Consider the following 18,822-nt stretch of genomic DNA (forward strand, 5'->3'; position numbering starts at 1 on the left):
AAAACTTAGACTACTAACAAAAAAGAGAAAAAGTGTTTTTAAATAGTTTTTTCAATTGCTTTTAATTAGTATATAAAATCTTATATTTGTCAAAATTTCAGAAATAAATTTGAAATTCATTTTATGTTAAAGAAAGAAAGAAAGTATACCTATTTTGAATCTGGAGAAGGAACTCCAATCATTGTTTTGCATGGGTTAATGGGTGGCTTAAGTAACTTTGATGCTGTCGCTGATTTTTTTCCTAAAAAAGGATATAAAGTTGTCATTCCTGAACTACCCTTATACACACAAAATATTTTAAAAACTAATGTAAAAGCTTTTTCAAAATTTGTAAAAGATTTCATTGTTCACAAAGGATTTGACAAAGTAGTTTTACTTGGAAATTCTTTAGGTGGTCATATTGCGTTATACCATGCAAAAATGTATCCTGAATTAATGAAAGGATTAGTAATTACAGGAAGTTCTGGTTTATATGAAAGCGGAATGGGTGAAAGCTACCCAAAAAGAGGTGATTATGAGTACATTAAGAAAAAAAGCGAAGATGTATTTTATGATCCAAAAGTAGCAACGAAAGAAATAGTTGATGAAGTTTTTGCGACTGTTAATGACCGAATTAGACTAATCAAAACCTTGACCATTGCTAAGAGTGCCATTCGTCATAACATGGCAAAAGACTTACCAAAAATGCAAACACCAACTTGTATTATTTGGGGTAAGAATGATAAAGTAACACCTCCTGAAGTAGCAGAAGAGTTTAATAAATTATTACCTAATTCTGAATTATTTTGGATTGACAAATGTGGACATGCTGCCATGATGGAACATCCAGATGAATTTAATAATCTATTATTTCATTGGTTAGAAAAAAATAATATATAATAAAATTCCCCTTAAATGGGGAATTTGAGTTTTAGAAAAGATGAAAATAACAAGTGCTGAGTTTATTATTAGCAATTCTGATGTGAGTAAATGTCCTAATGAACCTTTACCAGAATATGCATTTATAGGAAGATCTAATGTAGGAAAATCTTCCCTTATAAACATGCTAACAAATCACAAAAACTTAGCTAAAACTTCTGGAAAACCTGGTAAGACTCAGTTAATTAATCATTTTAAAATAAATTTAAATTGGTATTTAGTTGATTTACCTGGTTATGGATATGCAAGGGTTTCTAAAAAAACTAAGGAAGTTTTTCAAAAATTCATAACCGATTATTTTGAAACAAGAGAACAGCTAGTTTGCGCTTTTGTACTAATCGACATCAGACTAGAGGCTCAAAAGATTGATTTAGAATTCATTAATTACTTAGGAGAAACAGGAGTCCCTTTTTGTATTATTTTCACTAAAGCAGATAAAATAGGAAAAGTAACAGCACAAAAAAACGTAGCTGCTTACAAGAAAAAAGTATTGGCAAACGGTTGGGAAGAAATGCCTCAACATTTTATCACCTCTTCTTCTGAAAATACTGGAAAAGAAGAGTTATTAAATTTTATTGATGATATTAATCAACAATTTTTTAAAGAAAATAATAGTTTTTAGGTTTATTTAAGATATCTTGTTTTTGTATTTATTTTAGTTTTGTATTTTTACAAGAATAAAACTACACTAACATGAAAAAAATTTTAATTCTTTCTCTTCTCTCACTTTCTTTAATAGGCTGTAAACAAGGAGATTCAAATTCTAGCATTAATTCTATTTTAGGAAACTCATCTGAAGAAAGTAATGCATCAAAAGCTGTTAATTATTTTAATGCTGTAATTGAATATGACAATAACAGTTCAAAAAAAATTACTGCTCTTTTAAAAAAGGACTTCATTATATTCTCAGAAATGATAATGAATAAACAAAAAACATCTCGCATTTTAACTTGGACAGCCTTTACAGGAATAGATCCAAACACAAAAATAGGTTATGGTACTAATCAAGTGGATTTATTAAAACCAAACGATTTTTTTGAGAGTGATATTGCTCAGAAAGTAAAACCATTAATTGAAGGTATGACCTCTTCTTATACTTCTGTCAAAGAGGCTTATAATGACTTTAAAAGTTATTATACTAACGAAGATTACAAGGATGATAATTGGGCGAAAGGAGAAGAATTACTCACAAAAATAAAATCTAGTAGTGACACTTTTTACTCAAATAGAGATACTTTTTTCACCATCATTGAACCAACGATGGAAATAGCAGAAGAAGAAGTATTAAAAGACCATCCTTTGAAAAAAGAAATCTTACATACCAAAAAAACACTAAAAATAGTTGACGATTTAGTTGATTTAATGGCTAATCCAGAAACGCCTATTGCTTCTTTGGAAGAATCTTATCTAACATTAGAAAAACGTTTTAATGAGAGTAAAAAAATGGAAACTAAAAATCTAGAAAAACAAAATAAATTAATGAATTTTAATAGTTTCTATGATGAAATTGAGAAAATGCTTGGTGTTTTGAGAAAAACCAAAAGAGATGGTGAAATTTCAGATAGTGATTATAATGAGTTTTATAGTAAATATGATAATGTATTAGGTAGCTATAATAGATTTGTAATGTAATACCAAATGTTCTTAAAAAATAAAGAAGTCCAAAAAAAAATTTTGGACTTCTTTATTTTTTATTTTATCTCTAATTTTTCAGCAAAATAATCACAAAAATCTTTCATGGTTGCTGCCATTTTTTCATCATTAGTTGCTCGTTGAAAAGTATCAGCCATTGCTACTAATGTTTGATGAAAGAAAAGTTTCATCTCATCTACAGGCATTTCTTTTGTCCATAAATCTATTCGAAGTGTTTCTTGTGCTTTTGCATCCCATAAAGAAACCATCATTGCTTTTGCTTCTTCATTATCTACACCACCATCTTGAGCTGTCCATGTTAATTTTTCAGGAACTCGGTTTTCATCTAATTCTACTAAAAACTTAATTTCAGATGTTATCGTTTTTGCCATTATTTACTAGGTTTATATTTTGATTGTTCAAAAATTGTTTTGGCATCAGTTACCAATAATTGTTTTAAAGAAATACTGTTATTTTCCATATAACTTCTCACTATTTGCCATCCTAACCATTGTCCTACTCGACCTGGAGATTCGCTATCAATTTCTAAATAAAACTTTGAGAAAGGAGCTTCATTTATGAAACGAAACTCATTTTTAGTATTACTTTCATACAGTAAATTGTTTTCTATAAAGTAACTCCACATTTGATATTCATTTTCTTTACACCATCCTAATTGTTGCTCGGTGTAACCAATTTTAGCTGCATCTGTATAATCAGGAATTAATTTATCTTTCATATACAATTCTTTTCCATGATAAATCATTAATGAGAGTAAATTTCTATCCAAAGGTCTAGAAATTTTTCCATAACAAAAGCTAGAAACCAGATCAGGAAGAATTTGATTTTCTTCAAGAGTAATGCGTTGGTAATCCGAAAAATCAGCATAAAAAGGATGCTCTTTTCCTAAATAACAATCTAAAGATATAAAAACAATAGAATCGGTATAAATAGCTTTTGCTTCTCTATCTACTTCAGAGATTAATGCAATCACTCTAGGCGTCTTATATTCAGGAAAATAATATTGAACATGCTGAAAAAAACCTACTAAATCGGTTTCTATTTTAGAAGTACTAGGGTATTTTTTAATTACTTCCTTGTATAAATCTTGCAACAAAGGATCTTTTAATTTATTAATCCACACAGAATCTTCATTTCCTTCTGGAAACAAGAAAGGATACTTTGCTTTTATTGTTTCTAAATCGCTAGGTTTTGATTCATAAAACAATTTATCAAAACGTTCCACTTTAAATTCAACAGGAATCTCAGCCACTTTTTCTTCAATTTTATTGTCTTCCTTACAAGAAAACAATAAAACAAAAATTGAAACCATCAAAAGCTTTTTCATATTGGGTATTTTTTATAATTTTATGCAAAATTGAAATTAAAAATTTCTTAAAAATAAAAGCGCAAATATACAGTTTACCTAATTAAATTTTCTTAAAAAAATGACAAATTCAACTTCCTTTAATGCTGAAAAAATCAATCAACATATTGTAAAATGGTTACTTGACTATGCTACTAACGCAAAAGTGAAGGGATTTGTTGTGGGAATTTCTGGAGGAATTGACAGCGCATTAACTTCCACATTATGTGCGCAAACTGGATTACCAACGCTTTGTGTAGAAATGCATATACATCAACCCGAAAGCCATGTAAGAAGAGGTTTAGAACATATTTCCCAATTAAAAAAGCGATTCCCTAATGTTTTACATGAAAAAGCAGAACTAACTATTCCTTTTGACACTTTTATAAAACAACTGCCAATAATTGAAAATGAGGAATTATTAAATTTAACAAGAGCAAACACAAGAGCTCGCTTAAGAATGACAACCTTATATTATTTTGCTGGTATTAATGGCTTTTTAGTTACAGGAACTGGTAACAAAGTAGAAGATTTTGGAGTAGGTTTCTATACCAAATATGGAGATGGTGGTGTTGATTTAAGTCCAATAGCAGATTTACTTAAAAGTGAAGTACGAGCTTTAGCTACTTATTTAAATGTCCCTGAAAGTATCTTAATTGCTAAACCAACAGATGGTTTGTATGTAAATGACTTAACTGACGAGGATCAAATAGGAGCCAACTATGACGAACTTGAATGGGCAATGCATGAAGATAAAAAAGGTAAAACAAGTGCTGATTTTTCAGGAAGAGAAGCAGAAGTTCTTTCTATATATAAGCGTTTAAATCAAATTAATCAACATAAAATGATTCCAATACCTGTATGTGCCATTCCAAACGAATACAAATGATTTTCAGTATATTACTTAATTAATTAACAAGTAATTACATTTTTTTTCTTAACTTTGAAATATAAGTTCACTGTTTTTTAATTAACACTTTAGAGTCATGATAAAAATTTGTGTTGCTGACAATCAACCTGTAGTTGTCCAAGGAATAAAATCGTATTTTAATGATCATTCGACCATACATGTTATGGCTAATGCAAATGATTTAGAAAGTCTTAATAGTGTTTTACAATCAAAGCCTATTGATATTGTTCTGTTAGAATTTGAGCTTACTGGAATTTCAAGTATAAGAGACATTAAGACATTACTTAAAGAACATTCCACAACTAAATTTATAATCTTCACAGCCGTTTCTGAAAAAATGTATGCCCCTACAGCTATTAAAGCAGGTGTTTCTGCTTATATTTTAAAAAATGTGTCTCTAGCAGAACTAGAGAATACTATTATCAAAGTATATCAAGGTGTTGTGGTTTTTAGTGAAGTGGTTCGAAAAAATATTGAAATCCTATCTAAAGGAAAAAAATCAGAACGCTTATTTAAAAAACTATCTACTAGAGAAATTGAAGTACTTCGCTATCTAAACGAAGGTAAAAAGAACAAAGAAATTGCTGAAATTTTAAGTCTAGATGAAAAAACAATAAGTACTTATAAGTTAAGACTTTTAGCAAAATTAAATGTAACCAATTTAGTTGATTTATTAAGTAAAGCAAAGAGTTTAGAAATCATTTAAGAATATCTACTCATTACTCTTCCTAATTTTTTTGAGAACATATTAGTTAATCCTAAATAATCCATTACCATAGATAAGGTTTCAGAATTGTCATCGCTATTCTTTGTAGAAACTTCTATTTTTAATTCTTCAATAATTTTATTTACCCAATACCATCTTAATGTTAAAATAGTTTCGGTTACATATTGTCCTATTGTTTTATCTTTTAGCTTAACAATGATTTGTTGCGATTCCCAATTATGCAATACTTCACGTTCTTCATTCATTAGAATGGAAGTTACTTCGTTAGCAATTTCAGGATTAATTTGTTTTAAATAATCTTCTATTTCAAATTTTTCAGCTTGATTGTAATAATTGATAATATCTGAATATATGGCTTGAAAAACTGGATTTGCTAATTCAATTTCGTCTTCTTGCAAACTCAAATAAATACGATTAAAGACTTTATATGTGTTAAGTTCCTTTACTTCAACTAATTCTCCTTCTTCATTTGCCTTAATTAAAACATCTTCAAATTCTTCTTCTACATTTCCATAGAGCAATAAGATTTCTATAATTTTTCGTTCTAATTCATCCTGAATATCAATCTTAGTTTGTGCAACTACTTCTTCATTTTTATGAACTTGAAATGCTTTTTGTTCTTCTTTGAATTTCTTATTAGTATCTGAGAAATCTTTTTTATCAATTTGTGCTAATGTATTAAATAAAACATCCTCAGAAATATCCATAATTCTAGAACATTCCTGTAGATATACTTCTCTTTTTATCCGATCTGGAATTTTTGAGATACTTATTACCATATCTCTAATTAAATCCGCTTTTTTAATTGGATCATTTTTAGCCTCTTTCATTAAAAGAGAAGCTTTGAATTGAATAAAATCTTTAGCATTTTCTTCTAAAAACAAAACTAATTTATCGAAAGGAGTTTTTTTAGCAAAACTATCTGGATCTTCTCCATCTGGAAATGCACAAACTCTCACATTCATTCCTGCTTCTAAGATTAAATCAATTCCTCTAATAGAAGCTCTAAGACCTGCTGCATCACCATCAAAAAGTACTGTAATGTTTTTAGTCAAACGACTTACTAAACGTATTTGATCTAGTGTTAAAGCGGTTCCAGAAGAGGCAACTACATTTTCAATTCCTGCTTGATTAAATTGAATTACATCGGTATAACCTTCAACCAAATAACAATTATCCTGCTTTGCAATAGCTTGTTTAGCATGATAAATTCCATAAAGCACTTTACTTTTGTGATAAATTTCACTTTCAGGAGAATTAACATATTTTGCAGCCTTTTTATCATTAGTTAAAATACGACCTCCAAAACCTAAAATTCTTCCGCTCATACTTTGTATGGGAAACATAACTCTTCCTTTAAATCGGTCAAATTGCTTGTCTTCCTTTACAATAGTTAGACCTGTTTTTTCAAGAAATTCTAATTTATATCCATTACCTAAAGCTTCATTTGTAAAAGCATCCCAAGAATTAGGTGAATATCCTAAACTAAATTTTGAAATAGTATCATTAGTAAATCCTCTTTCTTTAAAATAAGTAAGACCAATAGCTTTTCCTTCTTCTGTGTTTAATAATGCATTGTGCATGTATTTATTAGCAAACTCAGAAACCAAATACATGCTTTCTTTTTCATTGGCTACAGCCAAATCTTCATTTGTTTGAACTGTTTCTTCTATTTCAATATTATATTTTTTTGCTAAATATTTTATCGCTTCAGGATAACTAAAATGTTCGTGTTCCATTAAAAAAGTCACTACATTTCCTCCTTTCCCAGAGGAAAAATCTTTCCAAATTTGCTTTACTGGAGAAACCATAAAAGAAGGAGATTTTTCATCTACAAATGGGCTTAATCCTTTTAGATTACTTCCAGAGCGTTTTAATTGAACAAAGTCACCAATGACTTCTTCAACACGAGCTGACTCAAATACATTTTCTATGGTGGATTTTGAAATCAATTACATTTATTTAAGGAACAAAGATACAAAGTTGAAACAAAAAAAAACACCTTTAATTAAAGGTGTTTTCTATTCTATTTTTGAAATTGCTCTTTATTTATTGTTTAATACAACATTACTGCTGTTTTTATCAATTTTAAGATATCTGAAATCTGGTGTAATTGAAAAATCTGAATTTTTAAAATAATCATTAATCAATCCATCAGAAATGGTAATATTGTTTTTAGAAGTAATATAATCAATATCCATTCTAAAAGCGTTCACTTCATTCATACTTGAAAAAGTATTTGTACAATGTGCAACTACTAAATCTTTAAGTTTTACATATTTTTCTAATTCCTCTACAGTTGTATATTTATCAACCATTAAAAAGTCCTTAAATCCATAAATTACACTATTGGTTAAAGTTAGATTAGCTTCTCTAGAAACATACACGGCATCTTTTACTAATCCTTGTTTATTATCCTCAGTGTTAACCAAAGTTATATTAGAAGCTTTTACGTTAGTTTTGCTTCTTTGAGGATCAAATTTTTCAATTTCATTATAAGATTTAACTTCTAAACATCTAGGATTTCCAGGGTTTGAAGAAAAGGGATGTCTAATAGCTATACTATTGGTAAAATCTGCCTGAACTCCTTGAGTAAAATCGAAATCATCATCAGCTGCTCTATAAGAGATTAGCTTTTGTGCTTTTATATTTCCACCGTAAAATTCAAAAGAATCATTATCTGAAAAACTCACTTGAATATTTTCGATCTTAGTTCCACTTCCAACACCTGCAAAAGTTATTCCTGCAATTTGTTTCTTTGAAGCTGATTTTCTTCCTGCATATTCAACTCTTACATGTTTTAACACGCCCGAATTTCCTTGCATATTATCTCCTCCAAATCTATTGTATTGTGGATCTAAATCATAACTTACTACACTCATTCCTCCAAAACCACTTACAGGAGCATCTCCCATTACAATAATTCCTCCCCAGTCACCTGATTTTCTAGAATATTCGTCGTTGTTTGTTGTAAAAACAATTGGGAAACTTTCTGAACCTTCAGCTATAATTTTTGCCCCTTTAGTAATAACTAAAGTTCCGCAAGTTTTAGAATCACCTCTTAAAAGTGTTCCTTGTTCAATTGTTAAAGTAGCGTTATTAGTAACATAAACAACACCTTGAAGTAAATAAGTATCTCTACTATATAATGTTGTGTTTTCAGTAATATAACCTGTTAAAATTTTCTGAGGATCTCTGTAGTCTTCTTTTTTAGGATTAAATTCAGTCCAATAGTCCAACCAATTTTCTTTTTCACTAATTCCTAATCCAGACTGTGCATAACCTGCAAAACAAAAGTTGCAAATAATTGCTAATAATAGTAGGTGTTTTTTCATAATAAATGTTTTTGTAATTAAACAATACAATGTAATATTACAAACATCAGTTAGAACATTACTTTTGCTTCTATTAATACATCAAGCTTTATTATAAAATTAAAAAAGGGCACTATTATTTTTATTAATTTAATAAAGCTTTGACTAAGGTAGTGAATTTTATTCACTAATTCAAAACAATATTGAAATAATTTATTATTATTCTTTACAACTATATAATAATCCGTTTTTGCTAGTAATAGCACTTATTTTTAGTAAGCAAGTACTATTACTAGTTTTAAATTTTTTATTTATTTACTAAATTATTATTTGTTCTTTCGATTTTTAAATATCTAAAATCAGGAGTTTCTAAAACATTTGCATTCATAAAATAATCTTCAATTAATCCATCTGAGACTTTGATATTATTCTTTGAAAAAAGGTAATCTATATCCATTTCTAGAGTATCTTTTAACTTCATACTGGAAATTGTGTTATTACAATGGCCAATAACCAAGTTTTTTAATTTTATGTTTTTTTCAAATTCGTCCATGAATGAAAACTCATTCACCATTAAAAGATCTTTAAATCCATAAACTACACTATTACTAAAGCTTAATTGGCTTTCTTTAGACACAAAAACAGCTTCCTTCACTAGTCCTTGATCATTATCTTCTGTATTTACTAATACTAAATTACTTGCTGTAACATTTGTTTTATTTCTTAAAGGGTCAAATTTTTCAATATCATCATTTGAATTTATTTCCAAACATCTTGAGTTTTCTAAATCTGAAGAATATGGATTTCTAATTGCGACACTATTAGTAAAATTAGCTTGTGCACCTTGAGTAAAATCAAAATCATCATCTGATGCTCTATAGGATACAAGGTTTTTTAATTTAACATTTCCACCGTAAAACTCAAAAGAATCATCATCTGAAAAGCTTACTTGAATATTTTCAATTTTAGTTCCACTACCCACACCTGCAAAAGAAATTCCATTCAGTTCTTTTTTGGACTTTAATTTTCTTCCAGCATATTCTACTCTTACATATTTTAAAATACCAGATGAACTTAAACTATTATCTCCACCATATCTATTGTATGAAGTGTCCAAATCGAAGTTTAAAATCCCAATTCCACCAAAATTATTTATAGGTGCGTCACCCATGATAACTATTCCTCCCCAATCTCCTGGTTTTCTTGAATAGGAATCTTTATTTGTTGTAAAAACAATAGGAAAACTTTCTGTACCTTCTGCAATAATTTTTGCTCCTTTGGTTATAACTAAGGTACCACATGTCTTAGAATCTCCTCTTATAATTGTTCCTGGCTCAATAGTTAACACAGCATTATTTATTACATAAACTACCCCTTCTAATAAATAAGTATCTCTACTATATAAAGTGGTGTTCTCTGAAATATAACCTGCAAGAATTTTTTTAGGTTCTCTATACTCTTTCTTTTTAGGATCAAATTCTGTCCAATATTCTAACATATTTTCTTTTTCACTAACTCCTAAACCAGATTGTGCATAAACTGAGGAACAGAGACTAAAAATAGCCAGTAATAATAGTAGGTTCGTTTTCATAGTAGATTTTTTTTATAGTTTGTAATTTTATATCACTTTCAAAACTTTATTTCAACTTTAAGCTTGGGCAATTCATTTATTGAAAACACTTAACAATTGTATTTAAAGTCTTAACAAATTAAGAAATTACGATTCATTAAATTTTACAAGAAAAACGCAATAAATGTTAAAGTTTATTTACAAGAAAATTTTGTAGTAAATTGAAAATAAAATAATTTTAACTAATTGATTTTAAAATAGTTAAGTTGTTTTATTAATTTTAAAACATACACAAATTACCAAACATTATGTTAATAATTTGATTATCAACTGCTTTTAATGTTGCTTTTAAGCGATAAATCATGCATTTCATGGAAAAAAAAGACACCTTTTGAAGATGTCTTTTCATAAATATTTTGAAAGTTTTTTTATTTGTTTACCACATGATTTTTATTCTTTTCGATTTTTAAATATCTAAAATCTGGAGTGTTAGAAAAAGTAGGATTCTTAAAAAAATCACTAATTAATCCATCTGAAACCTTAATATAGTTCTTTGCAAAAAAGAAATCGTTATCCATTCCAATTGTTCCATCTCCTTTCATTGTTCTAAAAGTATTATCACAATGTCCTATAACTAAATTTTTAAGTTTTATGTATTCTTCAAACTCATCTATAATAGTAATATCTTTTACCATTAGGAAATCTTTAAATCCATAAACTACACTATTATTCATACTAAAAAAACTTTCATTAGAAACAAAAACTGCTTCTTTTATTAGTCCTTGATCATTGTCTTCTGTATTTACTAATGTTAAATTAGTTGCTTTAATATTTGTTTTATTTCTTTGTGAATCAAATTTCTCAATTATATCATAGGAATCAATTTCTAAACATCTAGACTTTTCTGCATCTGAAGAAAACGGATGTCTTATAGCAATACTATTATTAAAATCTACTTGTACGCCTTGTGTAAAATCAAAATCATCATCTGATGCTCTGTAGGAAATTAATTTCTCTAATTTTACATTTCCTCCATAAAACTCAAAAGAATCATCGTTTGAATAACTTACTTGAATATTTTCAATTTTGGTTTTACTTCCAACACCTGCAAAAGAAATTCCATTCAACTCTTTTTTAGAACTTAGTTTTCTTCCAGAATATTCTATTCTTACGTATTTTAAAATTCCTGAGTTGCTTTCTGAGTTTTCTCCACCGTATCGATTGTATTGTGGGTCTAAATCAAAACTTAAAACACCAACACCTCCAAAAGTATTAACTGGTGCATCTCCCATAATAATTATTCCTCCCCAATCGCCTGGTTTTCTTGAATAGGAGTCTTTATTTGTAGTAAAAACAATTGGAAAACTTTCCGTTCCTTCTGCAATAATTTTTGCTCCTTTGGTTATTATTAAAGTTCCACATGTTTTATAATCTCCTCTTATAATTGTTCCTGGTTCGATTGTTAATGTTGCGTTATTTGTAACATAAACTACTCCTTGAAGCAAGTACGTATCTCTACTATATAAGGTAGTATTCTCTGAAATATATCCAGCTATGATTTTTTTTGCCTCTCTATATTCTACTTTTTTTGGATCAAATTCTGTCCAATATTCCAACCAGTTTTCTTTCTCGTTAATGCCTAACCCTGACTGTGCGTAAATAGAAATATAGCAATTACATATAAGTACTAATAAAAATAAGTTTGTTTTCATGATAATTAAAGGTGGTTTGTTTCTACACCTCAAAACTAGTTACAAACCTTTATTATAACCTTTAGTTTGCTTTATGCTTTTGTTATCATAATTACTCCATGTGAAATAATTATTAAATTAAAAAGATGCCCTATTTTCATAAGACATCTTTTAGTATGAAACCCTAACCCAAATTTCTTTAATTAAAATCGAAACGTATTCCTAACGATATATTATTTTGTTCTATAGTATTGTTTTTAAACATTGTATTTAAGTCGTATTTCACGTACAAACTAGTTTGTCTGTAACCAATGTATGCGCTTAATCCATATATGTAATTAGAAACATTAAAATCTCCTTTTTGCTTGTCTTTTATTTTTGTATCATCCACTTCATATTTTAGAATTTGTTTAGATTTTATTCTAACTCCTCCATAACCTCCAATTCCTAAGCGAAATGATTCATGAGTTCTAAAATAAGTATCACCATCTTTATTAGTTTTTCTAGGAGTAAAATCGAATTCTAAATGCATTGGAACAACCAAATAAACATTTCTAAATCGAGATTCATTAAAATTTACTGAACCAGTTTGCAATTCCGTTTGCTCTCCATTTTTTACAAAAAATCTATTTTCTGTAGGACGTAAATTATTATACATAACTGAAAAACCATATTTTGCATGTAACAAATTATTATTCTTAAAAATTCTAGTGTTATAAGTGCTTCCCCATTCGTAAAAATGAGAACCCCAAACACGATAATCTGAATTTTCAAAGTCTTCTCCTTCTGTAATAACATTATTTAAACCAGCAGCAAAAACAAATTGTGAAGTAGTTCTTTTTGATTTTTTTCTAATTTTATCTTTTTCTCCATTATAAATTTTAAAAGAACCTAAGTGAATTTCTGTTGCATCATCAATTGAATCTCTAGAATTACCTCCTATTATAATAGTTGTTCCTCTTCTTTTTTTAATAGTATCATATTGAACTAACCCATTAATTTTATCTTGAATTAAAGCCTCTAATTTTTGTTGCTCTACGATTACCTTAGCTTCAATAGTTTTTGCAGACTCATCAGCAGCTTTTTGTTTTAAATTCATAGCTTCGCTTTTTGTAATGATACCCTCTTCAAGGTTTTTATCGATTACATACACTTGTTCTTTTAATATTTGTTTTTCTGCTCTTACAATAGAATCAATGCGTTTTGAAATTTGCTTGGCTCTACCTTCAAATGAAGTTTGTTGAGCACTTACTTTACTAATTAAAGTTAGCAATAGTACTGCTGCATAAAAAATAATTTTTTGCATAACTGTTCGTTTTTTTGATTATTAATTAATGATTTGATGATGATTTATTCTTCGTAATTTCTATTGGCTAAAGCCGATTTTACTTGTTTAAAATTTCTTGTTAACCTATCTAGTGTGGTTTCTTTATGGTCTTCATCTAATTCTGTTTCGACAGAAGTTAATAATGATGATGTATTAACTCTTAATTTTGACTGAACTTCTTTATTTAAGACTTCTTTTTTTTCAATGGGTCTATTTTCAATAGCTGCTAATAAAGTTTCTCCTGTTATATATCTATTCGCTGTTGTTGTTTCTATGGGATTCTCTACTTTTTTCACCTCTTTATCTTGAACAACTACTATTATATCTTTCTTTTCATTAGGAATAACATTTAATTCTTTATCTATTTTAATACCTTTATCCCCCTTTCTTTTTTGAATTGCATTTGAAATATCTACCACTACACTTTCATTTTCAATACCATTTTTATCTAATTTTTCAATTCTATTATTAGTATCAATTTGATTATTAGTTTTAGTATCAATTTTCTTTTCAGTTGTAACTACATTATTTTCATTGGTAATAATTTTCGAATTATTTTGATTATAAAACCAAAATCCTAAGCTTGCAAAAAGAATAAAAGATGCCGCAATATAAATCCAAGAATAACTCTTTTTCTTCTTGTTATCAGCAACAGAAAGCATTGCATCTAATCTATCCCAAGCATGTTCTGATGGTTTAATCTCTCTTGAACCTAATTTCTCTCTTATTTTAGTATCTATTTTATTTGGTTCCATTTTGTTGATTCTTTAATAGGTTAATTTGCTGTTGAAGCATTTTTCTTGCATGTGACAATTGCGATTTTGATGTTCCTTCACTTATCTTGAGCATTTTTGCAATCTCATTGTGTTTATAGCCTTCAATAGCATAAAGGTTAAATATCATTCGATACCCATCGGGTAAATTATCTATCAGTAATTGAATATCATCTACTGAAAAGGTATCTATTTCGAAACTATCTTCACTTTCAGAGAGAATAACATTCTCAATTTCGTGATGGTTAAAAACATTTTTCTTTACTCTTATAAAATCAATACATTCATTTACCATTATTTTTCTTATCCATCCTTCAAAACTTCCTTTGTGTTCAAACTTATTCAAATTGGTAAACACTTTCATAAAAGCGGTAATCATTACATCCTCAGCATGGTGAATGTCTTTTACATATTGCCGACAGACACTTAACATTTTCGGAGAAAATGTAGTATATAATTGGTGTTGAGCTTGTCTATTATTTAACAAAGCTTGCTCAATTAGTTGTTTTTCTTTTTGATGTAAATTAATTACTTTCATTTTTAAATTTAGAAATTAGAATTCTGAATTTAGAACTGTTTTCTATTTATATAGACGAGATGATTTTTAAAAAGGTTGTATCGATTATTAAAATTAAAGAAATCAACTTTTAAATTCCCATTTAAACCCATTAATAACACTCTCTATGAATAGAGACGAGAAGTTTTTTAAAAAAGTTGCATTGGTTATGAAAATTATTTTTTTCTTTCAATAACGTAATTTACCATTAATTCTAGCGAATCTTTATAAGGAGATGTTGGGAAATTTTGAATAAGAGACAATGCTTCTTGTTGGAATTCAATCATTTTCTTTTCAGCATAAACTAATCCGTTTTTGTCTTTTACAAATTGGATAACTTCTCGAACTCTTTTTTTGTCTTTGTTATAATTTTTTACAGAATTGATAACCCAACTTTTTTCTTTTGAAGTACAATTGTTTAAAGCATAAATTAAAGGTAAAGTCATTTTTTGCTCTTTGATATCTATTCCTGTGGGTTTACCAATAGCCTCATCTGTATAGTCAAATAAATCATCTTTAATTTGAAAAGCCATTCCTATAAGTTCTCCAAATTTTCGCATCCTTTCAACTATTTCTTTATTTTCTGGAGCCACAGAACAAGCACCTAAAGAACAACAAGCTGCAATAAGTGTAGCTGTTTTTTGACGAATAATTTCGTAATAAATAGCTTCAGTAATATCTAATCTTCTTGCTTTTTCTATTTGCAATAATTCTCCTTCGCTCATTTCTCGAACCGCTACAGAAATTATTTTTAACAAATCGAAATCGTTATTATCTATGGAAAGTAATAATCCTTTTGAAAGCAAATAATCGCCCACTAAAACTGCAATTTTATTTTTCCAAAGTGCATTAATTGAAAAGAAACCACGACGTTTATTGCTATCATCAACCACATCGTCATGAACTAAAGTAGCGGTATGAATTAATTCAATAACAGAAGCACCTCGATAAGTACGCTCATTTGCTTCGTTATTACTTGCAACCATTTTTGCAGTTAAGAAAACAAACATAGGACGCATTTGTTTTCCTTTTCGGTTTACAATGTAATGTGTAATTCTATTTAGTAGAGCAACTTTTGAAGACATTGATTCACGGAACTTCTTTTCAAAAAGTTCCATTTCTTTTGTAATGGGTTGCTTTATTTTTTCTACTATTTTCATTTGGTTTTCAAAAGTAGCTAAAACTTTACTTTAAAACAAAGTGTTTGAAATATGTTTATTCCTACTTTTATAAAAATCTTTTTAAGATTTATTAGCTAGCTGTCCACAGGCTGCATCAATATCCTTTCCTCTACTTCTTCTTACTTTAACTACTATATTATTCTTTTCTAAGGCTTTAATATAATCTTCAGTAGCTTTTTCTGATGCCTGTTGAAATTCTCCATCATCAATAGGATTATATTCGATAAGATTTACTTTACAAGGTACGTATTTACAAAACTTCACTAATGCATCAATAGAATTTTTATCATCATTAATCCCTTTCCAAACCACATATTCATAAGTAATTTTACTTTTTGTTTTTTTGTACCAATATTCCAAAGCTTCTCGTAAACCTTCTAAAGGAAAGTTTTTGGTAAATGGCATAATGCGATTTCTTGTTTCTTCAATAGCAGAATGCAACGAAACCGCTAATTTAAATTTCACCTCATCATCTGCCATTTTTTTTATCATTTTGGAGACACCAGAAGTAGAAACAGTAATGCGTTTTGGAGACATTCCTAAACCTTCTGTTGAAGTTATCATATCAATAGCCTTTATTACATTTGGGTAATTCATTAAAGGTTCTCCCATTCCCATAAAAACAATGTTAGATAAAGGTCGGTCATAATACAAGCGGCTTTCATTATCAATAGCTGCCACTTGGTCATAGATTTCTCCTGGCTCCAAATTTCGCATTCTTTTTAAACGAGCAGTTGCACAAAAATTACAATCTAAACTACACCCCACTTGACTAGAAACACAAGCAGTTGTTCTCGTTTTTGTTGGAATTAAAACCGATTCTACTATCAAATCGTCATGCAAACGAACCGCATTTTTCACTGTTCCATCTTCACTTCGTTGCATGGTATCTACCTTAATATGGTTGATTACAAAATTAGCTTCAAGCATCGCTCTAGTTTCCTTCGAAACATTTGTCATATCTTCAAAAGAATGTGCTCTTTTACTCCACAACCATTCGTATACTTGATTTCCTCTAAAGGCTTTATCTCCATTAGAAACAAAGAATTCTCTTAATTGTTCTTTCGTTAAAGCTCTTATGTCTTTTTTTGTCGTCTGCATGGTGCAAAAGTAATGAATTCATAAGTTAGAACATAGAAGGTTTTGAAATTATGAATTACTATTTTTTCAATACAATATTTTCTAAAACCAAAATATCTAATGCTGTTTCTTTAAATAAATCAATAGCTTGTTTTGGTGTTTCAACTATGGGCATTCCTTTTCTATTTAAGCTGGTATTTAGCAAAACTGGAATTCCACTTTCTTTGTAAAAGGCTGATAATAATTTGGAAAATATTGGATTCCAATAAGTTTCGACCGTTTGAACTCTAGCTGAACCATCATTATGTGTTACATTTTTTAAATTCTCCAGATGTTCTTTTCTAGTTTTGTCAACTAAAATCATGTAAGGACTATTTCTTCCAACTTCAAAAAATTCTTGTACTTTCTCTTTTAAAACAGCTGGTGCAAAAGGACGAAAATCTTCTCTAAACTTGATATTGCCATTAATATGATTTTTCATATCTTCAATTCCTGGATGTGCCAAAATACTTCTTCTTCCTAACGAACGTGGACCAAACTCAGAACCTGACTGAAACCAGCCAATTGTTTTTCCATGATTTAATTCTTTGGCACAAAATTCTAACAAAATAGATTCTTCATTAAATTCTACTATTTCAAAAGTACTTATATCTTCTTTTTTTAAGACTTCATTAATTTCTTGTTGGCTATATTGTTTTCCAAAGCAAGTACTTCCATCATGAATCACTTTTGGTTGTTTCATATGTTCTAACCAACCATAATAGGCACAACCTAATGCCAATCCGTTATCGCTTGCAGCAGGTTCGAAATAAATATTTTCAGCAATTTTGCTATCTTCCAGTTTTGCATTGGCAACAGCATTTAACGCTACTCCTCCACTATAACATAAATTTTGATGTGGAAACTGATTCATACGAATTGAAATACATTTCAAAACTGTTTTTTCTACTTGTTCTTGAGCCCATTTGGCAACATTAGCATAGTAATCGAAATGTTCCTTAAAATAAGAGTATCCTTTTGAAGGGTTACTAAAATGTTTTTTCCAATCTTCGTTAACAAATAATCTTTTTTCATCAAATCTAAAAACTTCAAAATCATATACACCCGATTTTCCATAAGGTGCTAAACCCATTAATTTGCCCACATCATCCATGTTCCCAAAAACATAATTACTGATAGCTGCATAAAACCCACCTATTGAATGTTGAGTCGTTGGTAATGATAATGAATTTGCAGAATTTTGAGACATTATACTAAAATCTTTAACCAAAGGAATCATATTTTGACCATCAAAATAATAAAAACTATCTTTTTCACATTGCATTTGTACTTCTGAAAGAATAGCTTCATCAATTAACTCTTTTTGTTCAGGATGTAATTCTAAAAATTGTTCCAATGGACTTCCACAACCATCTATTACCATTACATTACAGGTTGTAAATGGACTAGTTCCAACAGCGCTGTAAGCATGTGCTAAATGATGAGAAATAGTAATAATTTTAGGTTCTAATGTGTCAGCAAAAAGTCTTTTCCCTTTAAAAATTTCTCTTTGTGGAATTACAAAATTTTCGCATTGCACCACAAGAACAATATCTTTTAATTGAATTCCTTCTGCGTCCAAACAATATTGAATAGCAACAGAATCATTGCCTCCATCATGCTTAATTCGAGTTAATCTTTCTTTCTCAATTGCTACACAAACACGTCCATCTTTTAATAAAACAGCCGAACCATTATGAGATAATCCTGTTCCTAGAATATAAATAGGTTTAGTCAT

The 18,822-nt window shown here is 28.8% G+C and carries 17 protein-coding genes; 5 read left to right on the top strand and 12 right to left on the bottom strand.

What is annotated here, in order from left to right; translation table 11 throughout:
- The first annotated feature begins 123 nt into the window (after nucleotides 1-123).
- From ACULEV_RS13565 to ACULEV_RS13575, 3 genes are all read left to right on the top strand, one after another.
- Entirely contained in the window at nucleotides 124-879 is a 756-nt protein-coding gene (locus ACULEV_RS13565) for an alpha/beta fold hydrolase (protein ID WP_445455586.1), read from the top strand.
- 40 nt (nucleotides 880-919) lie between these two features.
- The gene (gene yihA / locus ACULEV_RS13570; protein WP_445455587.1) at nucleotides 920-1,540 is read left to right on the top strand and encodes a ribosome biogenesis GTP-binding protein YihA/YsxC; all 621 of its coding nucleotides are present in this window, start codon (nucleotides 920-922) and stop codon (nucleotides 1,538-1,540) included.
- 71 nt (nucleotides 1,541-1,611) lie between these two features.
- Nucleotides 1,612-2,550, top strand: a complete 939-nt coding sequence (locus ACULEV_RS13575) for a DUF6845 domain-containing protein (RefSeq protein ID WP_445455588.1) — start codon at nucleotides 1,612-1,614, stop codon at nucleotides 2,548-2,550.
- Nucleotides 2,551-2,609: 59 nt separating this feature from the next.
- Here the strand turns inward: ACULEV_RS13575 and gldC are convergent, their stop codons facing one another.
- The gene (gldC, locus tag ACULEV_RS13580; RefSeq protein WP_445455589.1) at nucleotides 2,610-2,942 is read right to left on the bottom strand and encodes a gliding motility protein GldC; all 333 of its coding nucleotides are present in this window, start codon (nucleotides 2,940-2,942) and stop codon (nucleotides 2,610-2,612) included.
- On the bottom strand, nucleotides 2,942-3,898 hold the full coding sequence (gldB, locus tag ACULEV_RS13585; protein ID WP_445455590.1) for a gliding motility lipoprotein GldB: 957 nt from the start codon (nucleotides 3,896-3,898) through the stop codon (nucleotides 2,942-2,944). The genes gldC and gldB overlap by 1 nt, the downstream gene beginning before the upstream one ends.
- A 100-nt stretch (nucleotides 3,899-3,998) precedes the next feature.
- Here gldB and nadE point away from each other — a divergent pair, with 100 nt between their 5' ends.
- Nucleotides 3,999-4,805: an NAD(+) synthase gene (gene nadE / locus ACULEV_RS13590; protein ID WP_445455591.1), complete on the top strand. Its 807-nt coding sequence runs from the start codon at nucleotides 3,999-4,001 to the stop codon at nucleotides 4,803-4,805.
- A 97-nt stretch (nucleotides 4,806-4,902) separates the two neighbouring features.
- Entirely contained in the window at nucleotides 4,903-5,532 is a 630-nt protein-coding gene (locus ACULEV_RS13595; protein WP_445455592.1) for a LuxR C-terminal-related transcriptional regulator, read from the top strand.
- On the opposite strand, the gene dnaG is transcribed toward ACULEV_RS13595, so the two are convergent.
- The 10 genes from dnaG to ACULEV_RS13645 form a co-directional block, all read right to left on the bottom strand.
- Complete coding sequence (gene dnaG / locus ACULEV_RS13600; RefSeq protein ID WP_445455593.1) at nucleotides 5,529-7,505, bottom strand: DNA primase; 1,977 nt, start codon at nucleotides 7,503-7,505, stop codon at nucleotides 5,529-5,531. The two genes, ACULEV_RS13595 and dnaG, sit on opposite strands and share 4 nt — an antisense overlap.
- Nucleotides 7,506-7,598: 93 nt before the next feature.
- The gene (locus tag ACULEV_RS13605) at nucleotides 7,599-8,888 is read right to left on the bottom strand and encodes a hypothetical protein (protein ID WP_445455594.1); all 1,290 of its coding nucleotides are present in this window, start codon (nucleotides 8,886-8,888) and stop codon (nucleotides 7,599-7,601) included.
- Nucleotides 8,889-9,174: 286 nt separating this feature from the next.
- A complete protein-coding gene (locus ACULEV_RS13610; RefSeq protein ID WP_445455595.1) occupies nucleotides 9,175-10,458 on the bottom strand; it encodes a hypothetical protein in 1,284 nt (427 codons plus the stop codon).
- A 407-nt stretch (nucleotides 10,459-10,865) separates the two neighbouring features.
- The gene (locus ACULEV_RS13615) at nucleotides 10,866-12,149 is read right to left on the bottom strand and encodes a hypothetical protein (RefSeq protein WP_445455596.1); all 1,284 of its coding nucleotides are present in this window, start codon (nucleotides 12,147-12,149) and stop codon (nucleotides 10,866-10,868) included.
- Nucleotides 12,150-12,327: 178 nt separating this feature from the next.
- Nucleotides 12,328-13,434 (bottom strand): hypothetical protein, encoded by a 1,107-nt coding sequence (locus ACULEV_RS13620; protein WP_445455597.1) that lies wholly within the window; start codon nucleotides 13,432-13,434, stop codon nucleotides 12,328-12,330.
- A gap of 44 nt (nucleotides 13,435-13,478) precedes the next feature.
- Nucleotides 13,479-14,210, bottom strand: coding sequence for a hypothetical protein (locus ACULEV_RS13625; RefSeq protein ID WP_445455598.1), 732 nt, complete (start codon nucleotides 14,208-14,210; stop codon nucleotides 13,479-13,481).
- A complete protein-coding gene (locus tag ACULEV_RS13630) occupies nucleotides 14,197-14,766 on the bottom strand; it encodes an RNA polymerase sigma factor (RefSeq protein ID WP_445455599.1) in 570 nt (189 codons plus the stop codon). The genes ACULEV_RS13625 and ACULEV_RS13630 overlap by 14 nt, the downstream gene beginning before the upstream one ends.
- A 194-nt stretch (nucleotides 14,767-14,960) precedes the next feature.
- A complete protein-coding gene (locus ACULEV_RS13635; protein ID WP_445455600.1) occupies nucleotides 14,961-15,944 on the bottom strand; it encodes a polyprenyl synthetase family protein in 984 nt (327 codons plus the stop codon).
- A gap of 81 nt (nucleotides 15,945-16,025) precedes the next feature.
- Entirely contained in the window at nucleotides 16,026-17,066 is a 1,041-nt protein-coding gene (gene rlmN / locus ACULEV_RS13640) for a 23S rRNA (adenine(2503)-C(2))-methyltransferase RlmN (protein WP_445455601.1), read from the bottom strand.
- A 58-nt stretch (nucleotides 17,067-17,124) separates the two neighbouring features.
- Nucleotides 17,125-18,822, bottom strand: a complete 1,698-nt coding sequence (locus tag ACULEV_RS13645) for a carbamoyltransferase family protein (RefSeq protein ID WP_445455602.1) — start codon at nucleotides 18,820-18,822, stop codon at nucleotides 17,125-17,127.

The sequence above is a fragment of the Flavobacterium sp. HNIBRBA15423 genome (assembly GCF_052655965.1).

Coding starts and splice junctions, on each gene's coding strand:
- ACULEV_RS13565 (WP_445455586.1), top strand. CDS start 124: ATGTTAAAGAAAGAAAGAAAGTATACCTATTTTGAATCTGGAGAAGGA.
- yihA (WP_445455587.1), top strand. CDS start 920: ATGAAAATAACAAGTGCTGAGTTTATTATTAGCAATTCTGATGTGAGT.
- ACULEV_RS13575 (WP_445455588.1), top strand. CDS start 1,612: ATGAAAAAAATTTTAATTCTTTCTCTTCTCTCACTTTCTTTAATAGGC.
- gldC (WP_445455589.1), bottom strand. CDS start 2,942: ATGGCAAAAACGATAACATCTGAAATTAAGTTTTTAGTAGAATTAGAT.
- gldB (WP_445455590.1), bottom strand. CDS start 3,898: ATGAAAAAGCTTTTGATGGTTTCAATTTTTGTTTTATTGTTTTCTTGT.
- nadE (WP_445455591.1), top strand. CDS start 3,999: ATGACAAATTCAACTTCCTTTAATGCTGAAAAAATCAATCAACATATT.
- ACULEV_RS13595 (WP_445455592.1), top strand. CDS start 4,903: ATGATAAAAATTTGTGTTGCTGACAATCAACCTGTAGTTGTCCAAGGA.
- ACULEV_RS13605 (WP_445455594.1), bottom strand. CDS start 8,888: ATGAAAAAACACCTACTATTATTAGCAATTATTTGCAACTTTTGTTTT.
- ACULEV_RS13610 (WP_445455595.1), bottom strand. CDS start 10,458: ATGAAAACGAACCTACTATTATTACTGGCTATTTTTAGTCTCTGTTCC.
- ACULEV_RS13615 (WP_445455596.1), bottom strand. CDS start 12,149: ATGAAAACAAACTTATTTTTATTAGTACTTATATGTAATTGCTATATT.
- ACULEV_RS13620 (WP_445455597.1), bottom strand. CDS start 13,434: ATGCAAAAAATTATTTTTTATGCAGCAGTACTATTGCTAACTTTAATT.
- ACULEV_RS13625 (WP_445455598.1), bottom strand. CDS start 14,210: ATGGAACCAAATAAAATAGATACTAAAATAAGAGAGAAATTAGGTTCA.
- ACULEV_RS13630 (WP_445455599.1), bottom strand. CDS start 14,766: ATGAAAGTAATTAATTTACATCAAAAAGAAAAACAACTAATTGAGCAA.
- ACULEV_RS13635 (WP_445455600.1), bottom strand. CDS start 15,944: ATGAAAATAGTAGAAAAAATAAAGCAACCCATTACAAAAGAAATGGAA.
- rlmN (WP_445455601.1), bottom strand. CDS start 17,066: ATGCAGACGACAAAAAAAGACATAAGAGCTTTAACGAAAGAACAATTA.
- ACULEV_RS13645 (WP_445455602.1), bottom strand. CDS start 18,822: ATGACTAAACCTATTTATATTCTAGGAACAGGATTATCTCATAATGGT.